Below are 17,165 nucleotides of genomic sequence, written 5' to 3' on the forward strand. Positions count from 1 at the left end.
CTTTCGCATGACTCGATCCGCATTTGACTACGTCGACGGCGTGTTGCACGCCGAAGGCGTGTCCGCCGTCTCACTCGCCGAGCAATTCGGCACGCCGCTGTACGTCTATTCACGCGCCGCGCTAACCGAAGCGTGGAATGCGTATGCAGGCGCTTGCGCCGGCCGCCGCGCGACCGTGCACGTCGCCGTCAAGGCGAATAGCAATCTCGCGGTGCTAAATGTGTTCGCACGCCTCGGCGCCGGCTTCGACATCGTGTCGGGCGGCGAACTGGCGCGCGTGCTGGCTGCGGGCGGCAAAGCGGAAAACACCGTGTTTTCCGGTGTCGGCAAGCATGCGGACGAGATGCGTCAGGCACTCGCGGCTGGCGTCAAATGCTTCAACGTCGAATCGATTCCCGAGCTCGACCGCCTGAATGCGGTTGCGGCGGAAATGGGCAAAAAAGCACCCGTCTCGCTGCGCGTGAATCCGGACGTCGACGCAAAAACGCATCCGTATATTTCCACCGGTCTGAAGTCGAACAAGTTCGGCGTCGCGTTCGAAGATGCACGCGCCACGTACCAAGCCGCAGCGGCAATGACGCATCTCGACGTGGTCGGCATCGACTGCCATATCGGCTCGCAGATCACTGAAGTCGCACCGTATCTGGACGCGGTCGACAAGGTTCTCGAACTGGTCGAACAGATCGAGCAGGACGGCGTGAAGATTCGCCATATCGACGTAGGTGGCGGTCTCGGCATCACGTACGACGACGAAACCCCGCCGGAAATCGGCGACTTCGTGCGCACCGTGCTGGATCGCATCGAAGCGCGCGGTCACGGGCATCGCGAGGTGTATTTCGAGCCGGGCCGTTCGTTGGTCGGCAATGCCGGTGTGCTGCTAACACGCGTCGAGTTTCTGAAGCCCGGCGCGGAAAAGAATTTCGCCATTGTCGATGCAGCGATGACCGATCTCGCACGCCCTGCCATGTACGAGGCCTATCACGCGATCGACGCTGTCGTGAAGCGCGACGTGCCCGCTCACGTGTACGACGTCGTCGGCCCGGTTTGCGAAAGTGGCGACTGGCTGGGTCGTGAGCGACTGCTGGCAGTCGAACCGGGTGATCTGCTGGCGATTCGCTCGGCCGGCGCGTACGGGTTTGTGATGAGCTCGAACTACAACACCCGTCCGCGTGCGGCCGAGGTGATGGTTGATGGTACACAAGTGCATGTCGTTCGCGCGCGTGAAGAGGTCAAGCAGCTGTTTGCAGGCGAAACCATCTTGCCGGCGTAAACGTCAAAGCTTAAGCAGCATAAAAAGGCAATGCCACTGCGGCATCGCCTTTTTCTTTTTGCGCGCGGCACCTCTTGGTCAGCGCGTCTTTAGCCGCCGCTCGCGCAGCCATACGAGCAAACGCCACCCCAACAACGCGACCATGATCGCGCCATAGATCTTCGGCAAGATCAGGTCGTGCTTGCCCGCCCTCATCCACCAGAAGTGCAGGATCGCGAGCCCGCCGATCGCATAGATCGCGCGATGCAGCGTCTGCCAGCGGCGTCCCAGTTTGCGCACCATCGCGCGCGGTGACGTCACGGCCAACGCGATCAGTAGCACGAACGCGGCGAAGCCCACGGTAATGAAAGGCCGCTTGCCGATGTCCTTGAGAATCGCGGCAACATCGAACCACTTGTCGAACCACAGGTAAGTGGTGAAATGCAGCGTCGCGTAGAAGAAGGCGTAAAGACCCAGCATCCGGCGAAACCGGGCCAATGCAGTGATGCCGGTCAGCCGGCGCAACGGCGTCACGGCCAACGTGATGCAAAGAATGACGAGCGTCCACAGGCCCGTCGAGCGCGTGATGAACTCGATCGGATTCGCGCCCAGCCGATCGGTCAAGCCGAACAGTACGATGCGCGCGAGCGGATACCACGCCGCGATAAACACCGCGATCTTCGCCGGCACGATCCAGCGCGCGCCGCTTGCGGGACGTTTCGCCGCAGCCGACGCCTGCGCTGCTCGCTGCGCTCTAGTTTCGGTTTGAGCAACAGGTTGAGTATCGGAAGCCATATTCGCGTCGCCGCTCAGAAGTTTTTCTTCAGGTCCATGCCCTGATACAGCGACGCGACCTGATCGCCGTAGCCGTTGAACATCAACGTCTTGCGTTTGGGGGTGAAGAAACCGTCTTCGCCGATGCGCCGTTCGGTTGCCTGGCTCCAGCGCGGGTGATCGACGTTCGGATTCACATTCGAATAAAAGCCGTATTCGTTTGACGCGTACGTGTTCCAGCTGGTCGGCGGCTGCTTGTCAAGGAAGCGGATCTTCACCAGCGACTTCGCGCTCTTGAAGCCGTACTTCCAGGGCACCACCACACGGATCGGCGCGCCATTCTGATTCGGCAGCACCTGGCCGTAGAGGCCCATCGTCAGCAGCGTCAGCGGATTCATCGCTTCGTCCATCCGCAGACCTTCGGTGTACGGCCAGTCGAGTACCGGCGTCGAGAGGCCGGGCATTTGCGACGGATCGGCGAGCGTGATGAACTGCACGTATCTGGCGTTGCCGGTCGGCTGCACGCGCTTGATCAACTCCGAGAGCGGCACGCCGATCCACGGAATCACCATCGACCAGCCTTCGACACAACGCAACCGGTACACGCGTTCCTCAAGCGGCGCGAGCTTCAGCAATTCGTCGATGTCGTACACCTTAGGATTCTTGATTTCGCCCTCGACGCTCACCTTCCACGGGTGCGGGCGCAACGTACCGGCGTTCTGCGCGGGATCCGCTTTGTCGGTGCCGAACTCGTAGTAGTTGTTGTACGTGGTGATGTCCTTGTACGGCGTGATCTTGTCGAGCGCGACGAACTTCGCGTTGGTCTTCGCGGCGAGCTTCTGCGCTTTCGGATCCGGCGACGAATACGCCGCCAGCGCTTCGCCATTGACACCGATCAGACTGCCGAGCGCCAACGCGCCGGCCGCCTGCAACGCACGCCGCCGGTTCTCGAAGACGCGCTGCGGCGTGATTTCGCTGCGTGCGATGTCGTCGCCGATGAGTTGAATTCTGTCGCTTCGCTTGATCCACATCGTGCTGCTCCTTGCCGGCCCATCGGGTTGTCTATCTTACGGGGCCATATTGATGATCTGCTCGCCCTGCCATCCTTTGGTACTGCTCTAACGAACACACTGGATGCAGCGAATATTCCACCAGACGTAAAAAAACCGCCGGTGCGAAGCACGCGGCGGTTCTTAGTCGGCTCGGAACGGCAGATCTTACAGCTTGCCGTAGCTATGCAGCCCCGACAGGAACATATTGACGCCGAGGAACGCGAAGGTCGTCACCAGCAGGCCGGTCAGCGCCCACCATGCCGCCACCGCACCGCGCAGGCCCTTCATCAGGCGCATGTGAAGCCAGGCCGCGTAGTTCAGCCAGACGATCAGCGCCCACGTTTCCTTCGGGTCCCAGCTCCAGTAACCGCCCCATGCTTCAGCGGCCCACAGCGCGCCAAGGATTGTTGCGATCGTGAAGAACGCGAAGCCGACAGCGATTGACTTGTACATCAAGTCGTCGAGCACATCGAGCGGCGGCAGGCGGTCAGCCAGCACGCCGCGCTCTTTCGCCAGATAGGCGACGCCGACCATCGCCGACAGCGCGAAGCTGCCATAGCCAATGAAGTTAGCCGGCACGTGAATCTTCATCCACCAGCTTTGCAGCGCGGGAACCAGCGGCTGGATCTGCTGCGCGTCGCGAGCGACCGAATACCACATCAGGAAACCGACCGCCGCGCTGATCACGAGGAGCACGAAGGCGCCGAGTGCACGCGTGTTGTAGTGCTGCTCGTAGTACAGATAGAACAACGCAGTGATCAGGCTGAACAGCACGAACACTTCGTACAGATTCGAGATTGGAATATGGCCGACGTCCGCGCCGATCAGGTACGACTCGTACCAGCGCACCATCAACCCGACGAAACCCATCACCACTGCGGCCCACGTCATTTTCGAACCGATCGCGGCGCCGGTCGGTGAACGCGACAGCAGGCCGATCCAGTAGAAGACGGTGGCGAACACGAAGAGCGCGCTCATCCACAGGATCGCGGACTGGCTCGACAGGAAATACTTGAGGAAGAACGCGCTATCCGCACGGCTGAGATCGCCGTGATAGATCTGAATCGCCAGCAACGACAGCGCCGCAATACCGGCCATAAGCGGACGCACGGGCTTCCAGCGCCAGCCGAGCACGACGAACACCGGTACCGCCAGGCACAGCACCAGTTTGTCGTAGTAATTCATGAACGGGTGATAGCGCGACAGCGCGAACCCAGCACCCGCGACCATCACGACGGCGAACAGCCAGTCGACGACACCGAGCCGCTTCAGAAACGGCCGTTCGTCATACTGCGCGACGTTGAGTGTCTCGCTCGCGAACGCCCTGGTGGGCCGCGAGGGTGACGAAGAGGAGGATGAGGAAACCTGAGTCAAGTCCATGATCTTACCGGGTCGAATCTTGTGAGCGTGCGGACGGCGCGCCGGCATTGCCGGGTTTGTCGGAGGCGCCGGCGGCGGCGGATGCTTCAGTGAGTTTGGCGCCCAGCGCGGCGCCGACAGCGTCGCGCGTTTGGACGAACTCCTTCTCGAAATCAAGCGTTTTGCGCGCGCTCGACATCGCCATCACGACATTCGTGCCGTGATCGGTATCTTTGAGCCAGAACCAGAGGCGCCGTTCGCGGACGTAGAACATCGAGAAGATGCCCAACACGAGGAGCAGGCTGCCAAGATACACGACTTTTTTGCCCGGTGCGCGCGTCAACTGAAATACCGAAGCTTGCACCTGCTTGAATGAGTCAAGCTGTAAATAGACCGGCGAACCATACAAAAAGCTGTCGGATATCGCATTGATCGAGCTTTGGATGAAGCGGCTCGCGTCCGCATTGGGCTGCGCATCCTGCTCGCCCAACTGCTCACGCGACAGTTGCCACAAGTCCCACGTCGCGCCTTCCAGCATGCGCAGCAGCAGGCCCGCGGCCTTTTCCTGCTCGCCCTTGGGCACCGAATGGTCGATGAAGCCCGCGATCGCCTGGAAGCCGCCGACCGTCTGGCCGTTCGGCATCTTGATACTGTTGTCCGCCCCGGCAAACAGGGTCAGGACACGCAGCGCGCTTTCTTCCAGGTGCTGTTGCAGTTCGGTATTCGAACCCGGTACCGAGCGCAGCGCGAAACGGTGAGCGGCCGCGGCGCGCATGGCCGGATTTTCAAGCGTGGCGCGCAGGTTCATCCATTCCTTGACGGTCCCGCCAGTGTCGGCGGGAATACGCAGGTAGCGGAATGGGTCGTCCGGATTCAGGCGCATGCCGGCGAGGAACATCTTTTCGCCCCCTACGTCTACCGGCAGCATGTAGTTGTTGTACTCGCGCGCCTGGCCGTCCTTGTCGCGCACCTTGTACTGCACCGACGGGCCGACGTTATGCAGATCGAGCGGCTTGGAGGTCTTGGCACCGGAGCCGAGGCGCTCGTCGAACGCTTCTTGCAGCGTGCGATGCGCGGCGACGCCGCGAGCATCGTTCTGGCCGCTGCCGTTGGAGATGTTTTCGACGTTGATTGCGCGGAAATCGGTGAATTCGACCGTTTGGCCGTCGGCCAGCGGCGTGGCCGTGCTCAACGGCGCGTTGTTGCCGATCGTGCCGCCGAACGGCGCGGTCTTCGCGCTCGCGCCGGACATCGGGTACGCGGTCATCTGCATCTGCGAGCCGCCGTCCTGGAAGCTCGACTGGTAGATCGACACGCCGTCGTAGGTGAACGGCTTGTTCACTTCGACGCGCGCCGGCACGCGCGCGCCCGTCTTATGGTCGACCACGACGATGTCGCTCGCGAACAGCTTCGGCATGCCCGTCGAATAGTAGTCGACGATGAACTTGTTCAGCTCGATCGAGAACGGCAGGTCCTGGATCAACGAGCCGTCTGGCTGATTCAGGATCGCCGTCGACACATGTTGCCCTTCCGGCACCCATGCGTAACCGCGGAAAGTCGGGTTCGATTGCGACAGCCGATGTTCCGGCGGAATGTCGTTGATCACCGTGTTGGCACGGATCGGCGACTTGTCGAATAACCACATTTGCAGCTTGATCGGCAGATTGCTGTCGAGCAGACCGCCCAGACAGATCACCACGATCGCAATATGCGCGGAGATGTAGCCGAACTTGGTCAGCGCGCCGCGCTTGGCGGCGATCAGCGTCGCCCCCTCCGACTCACGCGTGACGAACTTATAGCCAAGCTTGGCCGAGAGTCTGGCGAGCACCGCCGAAGTCTGCGCGCGCGTGCCGTGCACCGCGAATTCGCCCTTGTGATGGAACGCGCGCAGGCTGCCTTCGCGGACCTTGTCCTTCCAGCTCTTGACGTCCGCGACCACTTTCGGCGAATTGCGGATCACGCACAGCGACACCGACACCATCAGGAAGCCGAGAATCAGCATGAACCACCACGAGCTGTACACGGTGTACAGGCTCAGCGAGCGGAAGATGTCGGCCCAGAACGGGCCGAACTGATTGACGTAGTTGGGATAGGGGTCGTCCTGCGTGAGGACGGTGCCGATGATGCTGGCGATCGACAGAATCACGAGCAGCGCAATGGCGAAACGCATCGAACTCAATACTTCGATGATGCTGCGCGTGATGCGATTGCCCGACTTCGACTGCAAACCCGACGTGGTGACGCTCATTCATACTCCGACTGAACAGCAAAAAAGGGTGAAGGGCTGTCGTAGGCACGACGCCCTCACCCTTTTCTTGTTTTGTACCGGTCTCGCTGGACCGGTTGCACTTGCGTGCGGACTTCTTAGTGCAAGCCCGCGATGTAATCGGCTACAGCCTTGATCTCGCTGTCCGACAGACGCGATGCAATGGCGTGCATCGCCTCATTGTTGCTACGCGCGCCCGGACCTTGCGTGAACGCGGTCAACTGCGCCACCGTGTATTCCGCCCACTGCCCCGACAGACGCGGATACTGTGACGGAATCCCCTGACCGGTCGGCCCGTGGCAGCTTGCGCAGGCCGGCACGCCCTTGTCCGCAATGCCACCGCGATAAATCTTCTGACCGAGCGGGACGGTGTCTTTGTTATGCGCATAGCCTGGCTTCGGGGTCTGCGTCGCAAAATAGGCAGCGACGTTGACCATGTCCTGATCCGACAGCGCCGCAGCCATGCCCGCCATGATCGCATTGTTGCGCGCAGGCTGCTTGGCGCCCGGTTGCGTCTTGAAATCCATGAGCTGCTTGACGAGATACTCAGGATGCTGCCCCGCCAGCTTCGGATACGCACCGCCAGCACTGTTGCCGTCTGCACCGTGACATGACGCGCAAACCTGCACTGCGATTGCCTGCCCCCGATTGACGTCCGGCTTTGCCGGATCTGCTGCTCGTGCCTGAATTGCCAAACCTGAAAGACCTGCCGCTACATGAAGCACCATCAGAGTCTTGCACAGTCGATTCATTCGCACACCCTGTCTCGTCTTGTGGGATTTTAGAGGTTTTGCAAGATACGACAGCGACTGAGTGACCGCTAAGAGCCGCCAAGGCACGCGGGCTGGCCCCCTCAGGTTTTCAGTAAACCATCGTATTGTACAATAACTCGCTAATCGCTAAGACGCCAGTCGGGCTTGACCCGTCCCCACTCCGGGTTCCCCGGCGTCTCGAATCCTGGCCTGATCATGTCTTCCTTCCTGCTCCACCAATCCCGCTTTTTCACGACCGTCAATCACCTGCGTGATCTGCCGGCCACGGCGCAACCCGAGATCTGCTTTGCCGGGCGCTCGAATGCGGGCAAGTCTACGGCCATCAATATTCTGTGCAATCAGAAGCGCCTCGCGTTCGCCAGTAAGACGCCGGGCCGCACGCAGCACATCAATTATTTCTCGGTGGGCAAGGCGGATGAGCCGACTGCGCACCTGGTCGACCTGCCGGGCTACGGTTATGCGGAAGTGCCGGGCGCAGCCAAGGCTCACTGGGAAGCGTTGCTGTCCACCTACCTGCAGTCGCGCTCGCAACTGCGCGGCATGATCCTGATGATGGACTCGCGTCGCCCGTTGACGGATCTGGACCGGCGGATGATCGAGTGGTTCGCGCCGACCGGCAAGCCAATCCACACGCTGCTGACGAAGTGCGACAAATTGACGCGCCAGGAAAGTGTGAATGCGCTGCGCGCGACGCAGAAGGGTCTGGCTGAATATCGCGCCAACGGCTACCAGGGCGAATTGACCGCACAGCTGTTTTCGGCGCTCAAGCGTATCGGCATCGACGAGGCGCACGAGCTGATCGAAAGCTGGCTGATCCCCGATGCGAAGGGCGAAGCAGACGCACCGCAGTAAGCGCTACGGCGCCTGTCAGCCGGGGTACAAGCCCTATTTCGTCCGCCCATAAAAAAACCCGCCGCTTTAACGGCGGGTCAAACAGCCTAATCGAAAAAACGACAGGCACCCGCTCAGGGAGGAGAAGCGGGGAGGTCAGCGCAGGGCGCCTTGCTCGATCGGTATGATATACCATTGTCTCGAAAAGTTTCCGGGAGCGGACGCAGGCGTTTCTTGCCCACTCCACACATCCACGATCTTCGATTCGTTTATGAGCTTCTTTCCGCACTTCCGTCCGCGCCGCATGCGCCGTGACGACTTCTCGCGCCGTCTGATGCGGGAAAACATCCTCACCACCAACGATCTGATCTACCCCGTGTTCATCGTCGAAGGCACCAACGTGCGGCAAGCCGTACCGTCGATGCCGGGCGTCGAGCGCGTGTCGGTGGATCTGCTGATGGGCGTGGCCGAGCAATGCGTCGAGTTGGGCGTGCCGGTGCTGTCGCTCTTTCCGGCGATCGAGCCTTCCTTGAAAACGCCTGATGGCCGCGAAGCGACCAACCCGGCTGGCCTGATCCCGCGCGCGGTTCGCGAACTGAAAAAGAACTTCCCCGACTTGGGCGTGCTCACCGACGTCGCGCTGGATCCGTATACGAGCCACGGCCAGGACGGCGTACTCGACGAGGCCGGCTATGTGATCAACGACGAGACCGTCGAGATCCTGGTTGAACAGGCGCGCGCACAGGCTGAAGCGGGCGTTGATATCGTCGCGCCCTCGGACATGATGGACGGCCGCATCGGCGCGATCCGCGAAATGCTCGAGAGCGAGGGCTATATCCACACGCGCATCATGGCTTACTCCGCCAAGTTCGCGTCGGCGTTTTACGGCCCGTTCCGCGATGCCGTCGGTTCCGCGACGAATCTCGGCAAGGGCAACAAAATGACCTACCAGATGGACCCGGCCAACTCGAATGAAGCGCTGCGCGAAGTGCAAGCGGACATCGACGAAGGCGCGGATATGGTGATGGTCAAGCCTGGCATGCCGTATCTGGACATCGTGCGTCGTGTAAAGGACGAGTTCAAATTCCCGACTTATGTGTACCAAGTGAGCGGCGAATACGCCATGCTGAAGGCGGCCGCGCAGAACGGCTGGCTGGATCACGACAAGGCGATGATGGAATCGCTGCTGGCGTTCAAGCGGGCTGGCGCGGATGGCGTGCTGACCTACTTCGCGCTGGATGCCGCGCGGATTTTGCGCTCGCAGAAGTGATTTAAGGCGTCGCTTTGGCGGCGACGCCAGTCTTCTCAAAGCCAAAGAATAAACGGAGGCTGACTTTCGTCGCGCCTCCGTTTTTTTTTGTGCGTGTTCTGGTGTGCGCCTTGTACGGGCGCGCCGGCACGCGCTTCTTGGCGCGCTCAGGCAGGCGAGTCGCTTTGCGTTACGCCCCAGGCGCGCTCGCGCGATCGAGGGTGCGCAAAAACTTGTCGGCCGACTCGTACCCGACGACGCGCAACACTTCCCTGCCGCCTTGATCGAAGAAGATGATCCCAGGCGGCCCAAACAGGCTGAAACGCTTGAGCAGCATTTGATCGTCAGCGTTATTCGCGGTGACGTCGGCGCGCAGCAGGTTCATCTGCTTCAATTTCGCCTGAACGCGCGGATCGCTAAACGTGAACTTCTCCATTTCTTTGCAGCTCACGCACCAGTCTGCGTAAAAATCGAGCATAGCGGGCTGCGCAGCCGTTTTGACGGCCTCGTCGAGCCCGGCCGAGGAACGAACCGAAGCGAACGTCAGATCGCTCTGTGACGCCGTATTCGGCTTATTGGAGCCATTTGCCACGCTAGCCTCCTCACCGCCACGCGCGGCTAGGACAGCTAGCGGACGCAATGGATCGGAGGAACCCGCAGCCAGGCCCACCAGCAGTACCGCCGCCCAGATTGCCAGCGCCGCGCCGATACCACGGCCGAGCCGCCGCCACACTGACGCGCCCGCGGCTGGTGCCGAGAAAAGACCGAGTCCTGCGGCGGCGATCAGCAGCCACAACGCGCTCAACAGCATGGTCGCTGTCGCACCGAGCACCGGCCAGACGATCCACAGGGCCGCGGCAAGCAGCACCACGCCGAAAAACACCTTGACGCCGTCCATCCACGCGCCGGCGCGCGGCAGCAAAGTACCGGCGCCAAGACCGATGATAAGCAGCGGTACGCCGAGACCGAGTCCCATCGAGAACAGCGCCGCGCCGCCCAATAACGCGTTGCCTGTGTGCGCGATGAACGCCAGCACGGCAAAGAGCGGAGCGGTCATGCAAGCGCCGACCACTAACGCGGACAGCGCGCCCATGACGGCCACCGCGGCAAACTTGCCGCCAGAACGCCCCGTCGACGCGCGCGACACGCCATCCTGCCAGCGCTGCGGCAACGCGATGTCGAAGCCAGCGATCAGGGTCAGCGCGAAAACGGTCAGCAGTACGCCGAATGTACCGAGCACCCACGGGTTCTGCAGCCACGCACCGAGGCTCTGCCCAACCAGCGCCGCCGCAATGCCAAGCGCCGTGTACACGAGCGCCATACCGATCACGTACGCCAGCGACAACGCAAAGCCGCGGGCACGCGTCACCCGCGCGCCCTCGCCAATGATGATCGCCGACAGGATCGGAATCATCGGGTACGAGCATGGCAGCAGACTGAGCACGGCGCCGGCCACGAAATAGAGCCCGATGATCGCGAAGAAGCCGCCACCTTGCAGTAGCGATTGGGCGTAATCGGCGCTGGTGGCACGCTCATACCACGGGGCGCCGGCTCCTGCGGATTGCTGCGTAGAGGCAGTCGCTGCACTGTCGGCTGGCTGCAAAGCCTCGCCGCTCACGTGATACACGCGGTCCATCGGCGGATAGCAGATGCCGGCATCGGCGCAGCCTTGCGACGTGACAACCAGGTCGAACGGCCCCTGGGCCTGTTTCACCGGGATGCGGATCGTCAGCTCATTGCGATACGTTTCGACGTTCTTGTTGAAGGTCTGATCGAACTTGACGTGGCCGGCCGGCAATTGTGGCTCGCCGATCGTCGTCGTGCCGTTGCGGGTCGCGAACGCGAAGCGCTCCCGGTACATGTAGTAGCCGTCCGCGATCTTGTAGGTGACGTCGACTTCGCCGGGCTTCTCAGTCGCGCTGAATTTGAAGGCGAGGGCGGGATCGAGGAAGTCGTCTGCGGCGTGCGCAAGCGTGCCGAGCTGAGCGAAGATCAGGCAACCGAGCAGGAAAAAGACTGCGCGCAACGCATGGCGTGCACGCCGATTAAGACCGTTAAACATGGAGAGGACGTTGGGTTTCAGCAGTGATCCACTGGCCGTACGCGGCCGATGCCGTAGCTTGCCACGAGAGGATTTCCGGCGTGTCGTAGGGATGGTGCGCCTGGATGTACTGCTCGAGTTCGAGCGCGCGTGCCGCACTCGTCTTGAACAGCAATTGGATCTCCTGCGCGGTTTCGATCGCGCCCTGCCACTGATAGCTGGACTGCACGGCGCCTAACTGCGTGACGCAAGCGCACAGCCGCGCGGCCAGTGCGTCCGCCGCAAGCTTCTGAGCAACGGCGGCATCCGGTACCGTAGTCAGAATCAAAGTTACATTCACGCTCACAAAGGCTCCGGACAGGCACGATTCAAGTGCCGATATCGTATCACCTAGCCTTGCGGCACCGCTGTGGTGCCGCAGAAGCACACGGCGAGCATGCGGCATTTGGCCGCCATGATTGGATTACGGTGATGAATTCAGCCGCCAGAAACAAAAAAGCCAAGCTTGGCGCCTGGCTTTTTCTTCGATGCTAAAAAGCTTACTCAGCTTCTTGCACTTCAACTTCTTCGACTTCCGGACGGTCCAGCAATTCGACCAGTGCCATCGGTGCGTTGTCGCCGACGCGGAAGCCGAACTTCAGGACGCGCAGGTAGCCGCCCGGACGGGTAGCGTAACGCGGGCCGAGGACTTCGAACAGCTTCGTGACCGAGTCACGATCGCGCAGGCGGTTGAACGCCAGACGACGATTTGCCAGCGACGGCTTCTTGCCGAGCGTGATCAGCGGCTCGACGACTTTACGGAGTTCTTTCGCCTTCGGCAGCGTCGTCTTGATGACTTCGTGCTCGATCAACGAGTTGGACATGTTACGGAGCATTGCCAGACGGTGGCTGCTCGTGCGGTTCAGTTTCCGCAGACCATGACGGTGACGCATGTTAATTCCTTTGTTTCAAAGTTTTGGTCCAGCTCTTCTATCGCGCTCGGTCTACCCTCGGTTTCCCAACGGTGACGAGTGCACGGGCCGGTAGTGAAAAAAGACAAGACGCGGATTTTAAAGGAAAATCCGCGTCTTTGCCAGTGCAGCGACGGGTTCTGCCCCCGGCATTACTTCTCGACTTACTTGTCCAAACCTGCCGGCGGCCAGTTTTCGAGTTTCATGCCGAGCGTCAAACCACGCGACGCCAGTACTTCCTTGATTTCGTTCAACGACTTGCGACCCAGATTCGGGGTCTTGAGCAACTCGTTTTCCGTGCGCTGGATCAGGTCGCCGATGTAGTAAATGTTCTCGGCCTTCAGGCAGTTCGCGGAACGAACCGTCAGTTCGAGATCATCAACCGGACGCAGCAGGATCGGATCGATCTGCGGCGCACGCGACGGCGCTTCAGCCGTTGCTTCGGTGCCTTCCAGTGCAGCGAACACCGACAGTTGATCAACCAGAATACGCGCCGATTGACGGATCGCTTCTTCCGGCGAAATCACACCGTTGGTCTCGATGTTCATGACGAGCTTATCGAGGTCGGTACGCTGTTCGACGCGCGCGCTTTCAACGGCGTAGCTCACGCGGCGAACCGGCGAGAACGACGCGTCCAGCACGATACGGCCGATGATCTTGGCCGACTCTTCGCCGTAACGACGCACATTGCCCGGCACATAACCACGGCCCTTTTCGACCTTGATCTGCACGTCGAGCTTGCCACCCTTCGACAGGTGCGCAATGACGTGATCCGGGTTGATCACTTCGCAATCGTGCGCGAGTTCGATGTCGCCAGCGGTGACAACGCCTTCGCCTTCCTTGCGCAGCGTAACCGTCACTTCGTCACGGTTATGCAGCTTGAACACCACGCCCTTCAGGTTCAACAACAGGTTGACTACGTCCTCTTGCACACCGTCGAGCGTCGAATACTCGTGAACCACGCCTGCGATCGTCACTTCGGTCGGCGCGTAGCCGATCATCGACGACAGCAGCACGCGCCGAAGCGCGTTACCCAAGGTGTGGCCGTAACCGCGTTCAAACGGTTCCATGACCACTTTCGCATGGCTCTCACCAAGCGATTCAACAGCGATGATCTTGGGCTTCAACAAACTGGTTTGCATAGGTTTTCCTTTTCAATACCCTCGGCTCGTTACACCGATAAGGCTGACCGGTAACAACCTGAAAATAAACAGCCGAGACGCCCCCTTGCGCAACGCAATCGGGGTGCCCCGGCCGTTAATCCGATTACCGCGAATACAATTCGACGATCAGGCTTTCGTTGATATCGCCAGCGATGTCGCTGCGTTCCGGCTTGCTCTTGAACGTGCCTTCGAACTTCTTCGAATCGACAGCAACCCAGCTCGGCAGACCGCCTTGCTCAGCCAGCGACAGCGCTTCGAGAATACGCGCCTGCTTCTTCTTTTGTTCGCGCACTGCGACGACGTCGCCTGCCTTCACTTGCATCGACGGGATGTTCGACACGACACCGTTCACCGCGATCGCCTTGTGGCTCACCAGCTGACGCGCTTCAGCGCGCGTCGAGCCGAAGCCCATGCGATACACGACGTTATCGAGACGCGATTCGAGCAGTTGCAGCAGGTTTTCACCCGTGTTGCCCTTCAGGCGGTCAGCTTCAGCGAAGTAACGGCGGAATTGACGCTCCAGGATACCGTAGATGCGCTTCACTTTTTGCTTTTCGCGCAGCTGCGTACCGTAGTCGGACGTACGTGCACCCGACGTGCGGCCGTGTTGGCCAGGCTTGCTGTCAAGCTTGCACTTGTCAGCGAGCGAACGACGGGCGCTCTTCAGGAAGAGGTCAGTGCCTTCACGGCGGGACAGCTTGGCCTTAGGGCCGATATAACGTGCCACGTTGATTCCTTCAATGATTAATCGCACGAATGCATGCACTCGCGCTAGTTCGAACCCTTTGGGTCGAACGGTGGGCTTAGTCAATTCAATAGCGCAAGCAGCCTGTCGTCGCCGGCTTGAACACCGGCGGCAACAGGCGCTAGCGAAAACAGCGTCTTAGATACGACGACGCTTCGGCGGACGGCAGCCGTTGTGCGGGACCGGAGTCACGTCGGAGATCGCGGTGATCTTGATACCAAGACCATGCAACGCGCGCACCGCCGATTCGCGGCCAGGACCGGGGCCCTTGATACGCACTTCGAGGTTCTTCACGCCGTATTCCATCGCCACGCGGCCAGCCGATTCGGCTGCCACCTGGGCTGCAAACGGGGTCGATTTACGCGAACCCTTGAAGCCCTGACCACCCGACGTTGCCCAAGCAAGTGCATTGCCTTGACGATCGGTGATCGTGATGATGGTGTTGTTGAACGACGCGTGAACGTGAACCACGCCCTCGGCGACGTTCTTCTTGACCTTCTTGCGAACGCGTTGCGCCGCGGAGTTGTTCGAAGCCTTAGCCATTACGTTTTCCTGTAACTGTCAGTTCCGCTTACTTCTTCAGCGATTGCGCTGCACGACGCGGACCCTTGCGCGTACGGGCATTCGTACGCGTGCGTTGGCCACGCAGGGGCAAGCCCTTGCGATGACGCACGCCACGGTAGCAGCCGAGATCCATCAGGCGCTTAATGTTCATCGTCGTTTCACGGCGCAGATCGCCTTCAACGATGAACTTGCCGACTTCTTCACGCAGCTTTTCGAGGTCTGCGTCGTTCAGGTCCTTGACCTTCTTCGAAAATGCCACACCAGCAGCGACGCAAATGTCGCGCGAGCGCGTGCGGCCGACACCGTAAATTGCCGTCAGGCCGATTTCGGTATGCTGGTGATTCGGGATGTTAACCCCTGCGATACGAGCCATTGTTTTTCCTCAAACAAAAAGCGCAGCAAAAAGCGCGGCGTTCAGCCTTGACGCTGTTTGTGGCGCGGATCAGAGCTGCAAATCACGCGCACAACGCCTTTGCGCTTGATGATCTTGCAATTGCGGCAAATGCGCTTAACCGATGCCATCACTTTCATGATATTACCCTTTTTTCAAATCACTTCGCCCGGAACACGATCCGCGCACGCGACAGATCGTAAGGCGTCAATTCAACCGTTACCTTGTCGCCCGGCAAGATTCGGATGTAGTGCATCCGCATCTTGCCGGATATGTGTCCCAATACGACATGGCCGTTTTCCAGCTTCACCCTAAAGGTAGCGTTAGGCAGGTTTTCGATGACTTCACCCTGCATCTGGATAACATCGTCTTTGGCCATAAGTCCTTTCAACGCATCGGGACGCCGCCGCCTTTGAAATTAGCTTTCTTCAGCAGCGATTCATACTGTTGCGACATAACGTACGACTGCACCTGCGCCATGAAATCCATTGTGACGACGACAATGATCAGCAGCGACGTTCCACCAAAATAAAACGGCACGTTCCAGCGCAGTACCAAAAATTCAGGCAGCAGACAAACAAACACGATGTAGATCGCACCAGCCAGCGTCAGACGCGTTAGGATGCGGTCGATGTATCGCGCCGTTTGATCGCCCGGGCGGATGCCTGGGACGAAAGCGCCACTCTTTTTCAGGTTGTCGGCCGTTTCCCTGCTGTTGAACACCAGTGCGGTGTAGAAGAAGCAGAAGAAGACGATCGCCAACGCGTACAGCAACACGTACACGGGTTGACCGGGCTTAATGGCTTCGGCCACGTTGTGCAACGTGTCTGCGAACCAGCTGGCACGCGACCCTGAACTAAACCAGTTCAGGATGGTTGCCGGGAAGAGAATGATCGACGATGCAAAGATCGGCGGAATCACGCCCGACATATTCAACTTCAGCGGCAGATGCGAAGACTGTCCGCCGTAAATCTTGTTACCAACTTGCCGCTTGGCGTAGTTCACAAGAATCTTGCGCTGGCCGCGTTCGATGAACACCACCAGATACGTCACACCAGCAATCAGCGCAACCACGATAATCGCCGAGATGATGCTCATCGAGCCGGTTCGCACCAGTTCGAAAAGACCACCGATTGCGTTCGGGAAACCCGCCGCAATACCGCCGAAAATGATGATCGAGATACCGTTACCCAGCCCACGTTCCGTGATCTGCTCACCCAGCCACATCAGGAACATCGTGCCGGTCACCAGCGTCACGACCGTCGTCAACCGAAATACCATCCCCGGATCGATCACCAGGCCCGGCTGATTTTCCAGTGCGACGGCAATGCCGAACGCCTGGAACGTCGCCAGCAGGACCGTAAAGACACGCGTGTACTGCGTAATCTTCCGTTGACCCGCCTGCCCTTCCTTTTTCAGCGCTTCCAGCTGCGGCGAGACAATCGCCAGCAACTGCATGATGATCGACGCCGAAATGTACGGCATGATCCCCAGCGCAAAAATCGTGAACCGCGAAAGTGCACCACCCGAGAACATGTTGAACATGCCAAGGATGCCGCCCGACTGGCTTTGGAACAACTTTGCCAGCTGGTCCGGGTCAATACCCGGCACCGGAATGTGCGCGCCGATACGGTAGACGATCAACGCCAGCAGCAGGAATACTGCACGCCGACGCAGATCGCCAAACTTCGCCGCGCTGCGACCGGGTTTTGCGAGACTCGGACTGTTAGCCAAGTACCTTCTCCGATGCAAATGCTA

The 17,165-nt window shown here is 60.1% G+C and carries 18 protein-coding genes; 3 read left to right on the forward strand and 15 right to left on the reverse strand.

Annotation, left to right across the window (positions count from 1 at the left end):
- The first annotated feature begins 7 nt into the window (after nucleotides 1-7).
- A complete protein-coding gene (lysA, locus tag GNZ12_RS40075) occupies nucleotides 8-1,270 on the forward strand; it encodes a diaminopimelate decarboxylase (protein ID WP_172318021.1) in 1,263 nt (420 codons plus the stop codon).
- Between the two features lie 78 nt (nucleotides 1,271-1,348).
- On the opposite strand, the gene msrQ is transcribed toward lysA, so the two are convergent.
- The 5 genes from msrQ to GNZ12_RS40100 form a co-directional block, all read right to left on the reverse strand.
- Nucleotides 1,349-2,044 (reverse strand): protein-methionine-sulfoxide reductase heme-binding subunit MsrQ, encoded by a 696-nt coding sequence (gene msrQ / locus GNZ12_RS40080; RefSeq protein WP_172318023.1) that lies wholly within the window; start codon nucleotides 2,042-2,044, stop codon nucleotides 1,349-1,351.
- A 14-nt stretch (nucleotides 2,045-2,058) separates the two neighbouring features.
- A complete protein-coding gene (msrP, locus tag GNZ12_RS40085; RefSeq protein ID WP_172318025.1) occupies nucleotides 2,059-3,054 on the reverse strand; it encodes a protein-methionine-sulfoxide reductase catalytic subunit MsrP in 996 nt (331 codons plus the stop codon).
- 186 nt (nucleotides 3,055-3,240) lie between these two features.
- Entirely contained in the window at nucleotides 3,241-4,455 is a 1,215-nt protein-coding gene (gene ccsB, locus GNZ12_RS40090; RefSeq protein WP_172318027.1) for a c-type cytochrome biogenesis protein CcsB, read from the reverse strand.
- A gap of 4 nt (nucleotides 4,456-4,459) precedes the next feature.
- A complete protein-coding gene (locus GNZ12_RS40095) occupies nucleotides 4,460-6,682 on the reverse strand; it encodes a cytochrome c biogenesis protein ResB (protein WP_172318029.1) in 2,223 nt (740 codons plus the stop codon).
- A gap of 116 nt (nucleotides 6,683-6,798) precedes the next feature.
- Entirely contained in the window at nucleotides 6,799-7,452 is a 654-nt protein-coding gene (locus GNZ12_RS40100; protein WP_172318049.1) for a c-type cytochrome, read from the reverse strand.
- Nucleotides 7,453-7,668: 216 nt separating this feature from the next.
- Between GNZ12_RS40100 and yihA the strand changes: the two genes are divergently transcribed.
- Nucleotides 7,669-8,325, forward strand: coding sequence for a ribosome biogenesis GTP-binding protein YihA/YsxC (yihA, locus tag GNZ12_RS40105; protein WP_172318031.1), 657 nt, complete (start codon nucleotides 7,669-7,671; stop codon nucleotides 8,323-8,325).
- A gap of 250 nt (nucleotides 8,326-8,575) precedes the next feature.
- Complete coding sequence (gene hemB, locus GNZ12_RS40110; protein WP_074281994.1) at nucleotides 8,576-9,574, forward strand: porphobilinogen synthase; 999 nt, start codon at nucleotides 8,576-8,578, stop codon at nucleotides 9,572-9,574.
- Nucleotides 9,575-9,743: 169 nt separating this feature from the next.
- On the opposite strand, the gene dsbD is transcribed toward hemB, so the two are convergent.
- The 10 genes from dsbD to secY all read right to left on the reverse strand — a co-directional run bounded on the left by dsbD (nucleotide 9,744) and on the right by secY (nucleotide 17,141).
- Complete coding sequence (gene dsbD, locus GNZ12_RS40115; RefSeq protein WP_172318033.1) at nucleotides 9,744-11,615, reverse strand: protein-disulfide reductase DsbD; 1,872 nt, start codon at nucleotides 11,613-11,615, stop codon at nucleotides 9,744-9,746.
- On the reverse strand, nucleotides 11,608-11,940 hold the full coding sequence (cutA, locus tag GNZ12_RS40120) for a divalent-cation tolerance protein CutA (RefSeq protein ID WP_407947767.1): 333 nt from the start codon (nucleotides 11,938-11,940) through the stop codon (nucleotides 11,608-11,610). Before cutA ends, dsbD begins: the two co-directional genes overlap by 8 nt.
- Nucleotides 11,941-12,133: 193 nt before the next feature.
- Nucleotides 12,134-12,526, reverse strand: coding sequence for a 50S ribosomal protein L17 (gene rplQ, locus GNZ12_RS40125; protein WP_006052227.1), 393 nt, complete (start codon nucleotides 12,524-12,526; stop codon nucleotides 12,134-12,136).
- Between the two features lie 182 nt (nucleotides 12,527-12,708).
- The gene (locus GNZ12_RS40130) at nucleotides 12,709-13,686 is read right to left on the reverse strand and encodes a DNA-directed RNA polymerase subunit alpha (protein ID WP_006052226.1); all 978 of its coding nucleotides are present in this window, start codon (nucleotides 13,684-13,686) and stop codon (nucleotides 12,709-12,711) included.
- Nucleotides 13,687-13,810: 124 nt separating this feature from the next.
- Nucleotides 13,811-14,434: a 30S ribosomal protein S4 gene (gene rpsD / locus GNZ12_RS40135; RefSeq protein WP_172318037.1), complete on the reverse strand. Its 624-nt coding sequence runs from the start codon at nucleotides 14,432-14,434 to the stop codon at nucleotides 13,811-13,813.
- Nucleotides 14,435-14,590: 156 nt separating this feature from the next.
- A complete protein-coding gene (gene rpsK, locus GNZ12_RS40140) occupies nucleotides 14,591-14,995 on the reverse strand; it encodes a 30S ribosomal protein S11 (protein WP_006052224.1) in 405 nt (134 codons plus the stop codon).
- 28 nt (nucleotides 14,996-15,023) lie between these two features.
- Entirely contained in the window at nucleotides 15,024-15,389 is a 366-nt protein-coding gene (gene rpsM / locus GNZ12_RS40145; protein WP_012434566.1) for a 30S ribosomal protein S13, read from the reverse strand.
- A 41-nt stretch (nucleotides 15,390-15,430) separates the two neighbouring features.
- A complete protein-coding gene (gene rpmJ / locus GNZ12_RS40150; RefSeq protein WP_004199844.1) occupies nucleotides 15,431-15,547 on the reverse strand; it encodes a 50S ribosomal protein L36 in 117 nt (38 codons plus the stop codon).
- 20 nt (nucleotides 15,548-15,567) lie between these two features.
- Complete coding sequence (gene infA / locus GNZ12_RS40155; RefSeq protein WP_004521905.1) at nucleotides 15,568-15,786, reverse strand: translation initiation factor IF-1; 219 nt, start codon at nucleotides 15,784-15,786, stop codon at nucleotides 15,568-15,570.
- Between the two features lie 8 nt (nucleotides 15,787-15,794).
- Complete coding sequence (gene secY, locus GNZ12_RS40160) at nucleotides 15,795-17,141, reverse strand: preprotein translocase subunit SecY (protein WP_172177402.1); 1,347 nt, start codon at nucleotides 17,139-17,141, stop codon at nucleotides 15,795-15,797.
- Between the last annotated feature and the right edge of the window lie 24 nt (nucleotides 17,142-17,165).

The organism is Paraburkholderia solitsugae (assembly GCF_013177695.1).
Classification (GTDB): domain Bacteria; phylum Pseudomonadota; class Gammaproteobacteria; order Burkholderiales; family Burkholderiaceae; genus Paraburkholderia; species Paraburkholderia solitsugae.

Coding starts and splice junctions, on each gene's coding strand:
- lysA (WP_172318021.1), top strand. CDS start 8: ATGACTCGATCCGCATTTGACTACGTCGACGGCGTGTTGCACGCCGAA.
- msrQ (WP_172318023.1), bottom strand. CDS start 2,044: ATGGCTTCCGATACTCAACCTGTTGCTCAAACCGAAACTAGAGCGCAG.
- msrP (WP_172318025.1), bottom strand. CDS start 3,054: ATGTGGATCAAGCGAAGCGACAGAATTCAACTCATCGGCGACGACATC.
- ccsB (WP_172318027.1), bottom strand. CDS start 4,455: ATGGACTTGACTCAGGTTTCCTCATCCTCCTCTTCGTCACCCTCGCGG.
- GNZ12_RS40095 (WP_172318029.1), bottom strand. CDS start 6,682: ATGAGCGTCACCACGTCGGGTTTGCAGTCGAAGTCGGGCAATCGCATC.
- GNZ12_RS40100 (WP_172318049.1), bottom strand. CDS start 7,452: ATGAATCGACTGTGCAAGACTCTGATGGTGCTTCATGTAGCGGCAGGT.
- yihA (WP_172318031.1), top strand. CDS start 7,669: ATGTCTTCCTTCCTGCTCCACCAATCCCGCTTTTTCACGACCGTCAAT.
- hemB (WP_074281994.1), top strand. CDS start 8,576: ATGAGCTTCTTTCCGCACTTCCGTCCGCGCCGCATGCGCCGTGACGAC.
- dsbD (WP_172318033.1), bottom strand. CDS start 11,615: ATGTTTAACGGTCTTAATCGGCGTGCACGCCATGCGTTGCGCGCAGTC.
- rplQ (WP_006052227.1), bottom strand. CDS start 12,526: ATGCGTCACCGTCATGGTCTGCGGAAACTGAACCGCACGAGCAGCCAC.
- GNZ12_RS40130 (WP_006052226.1), bottom strand. CDS start 13,686: ATGCAAACCAGTTTGTTGAAGCCCAAGATCATCGCTGTTGAATCGCTT.
- rpsK (WP_006052224.1), bottom strand. CDS start 14,995: ATGGCTAAGGCTTCGAACAACTCCGCGGCGCAACGCGTTCGCAAGAAG.
- rpsM (WP_012434566.1), bottom strand. CDS start 15,389: ATGGCTCGTATCGCAGGGGTTAACATCCCGAATCACCAGCATACCGAA.
- rpmJ (WP_004199844.1), bottom strand. CDS start 15,547: ATGAAAGTGATGGCATCGGTTAAGCGCATTTGCCGCAATTGCAAGATC.
- infA (WP_004521905.1), bottom strand. CDS start 15,786: ATGGCCAAAGACGATGTTATCCAGATGCAGGGTGAAGTCATCGAAAAC.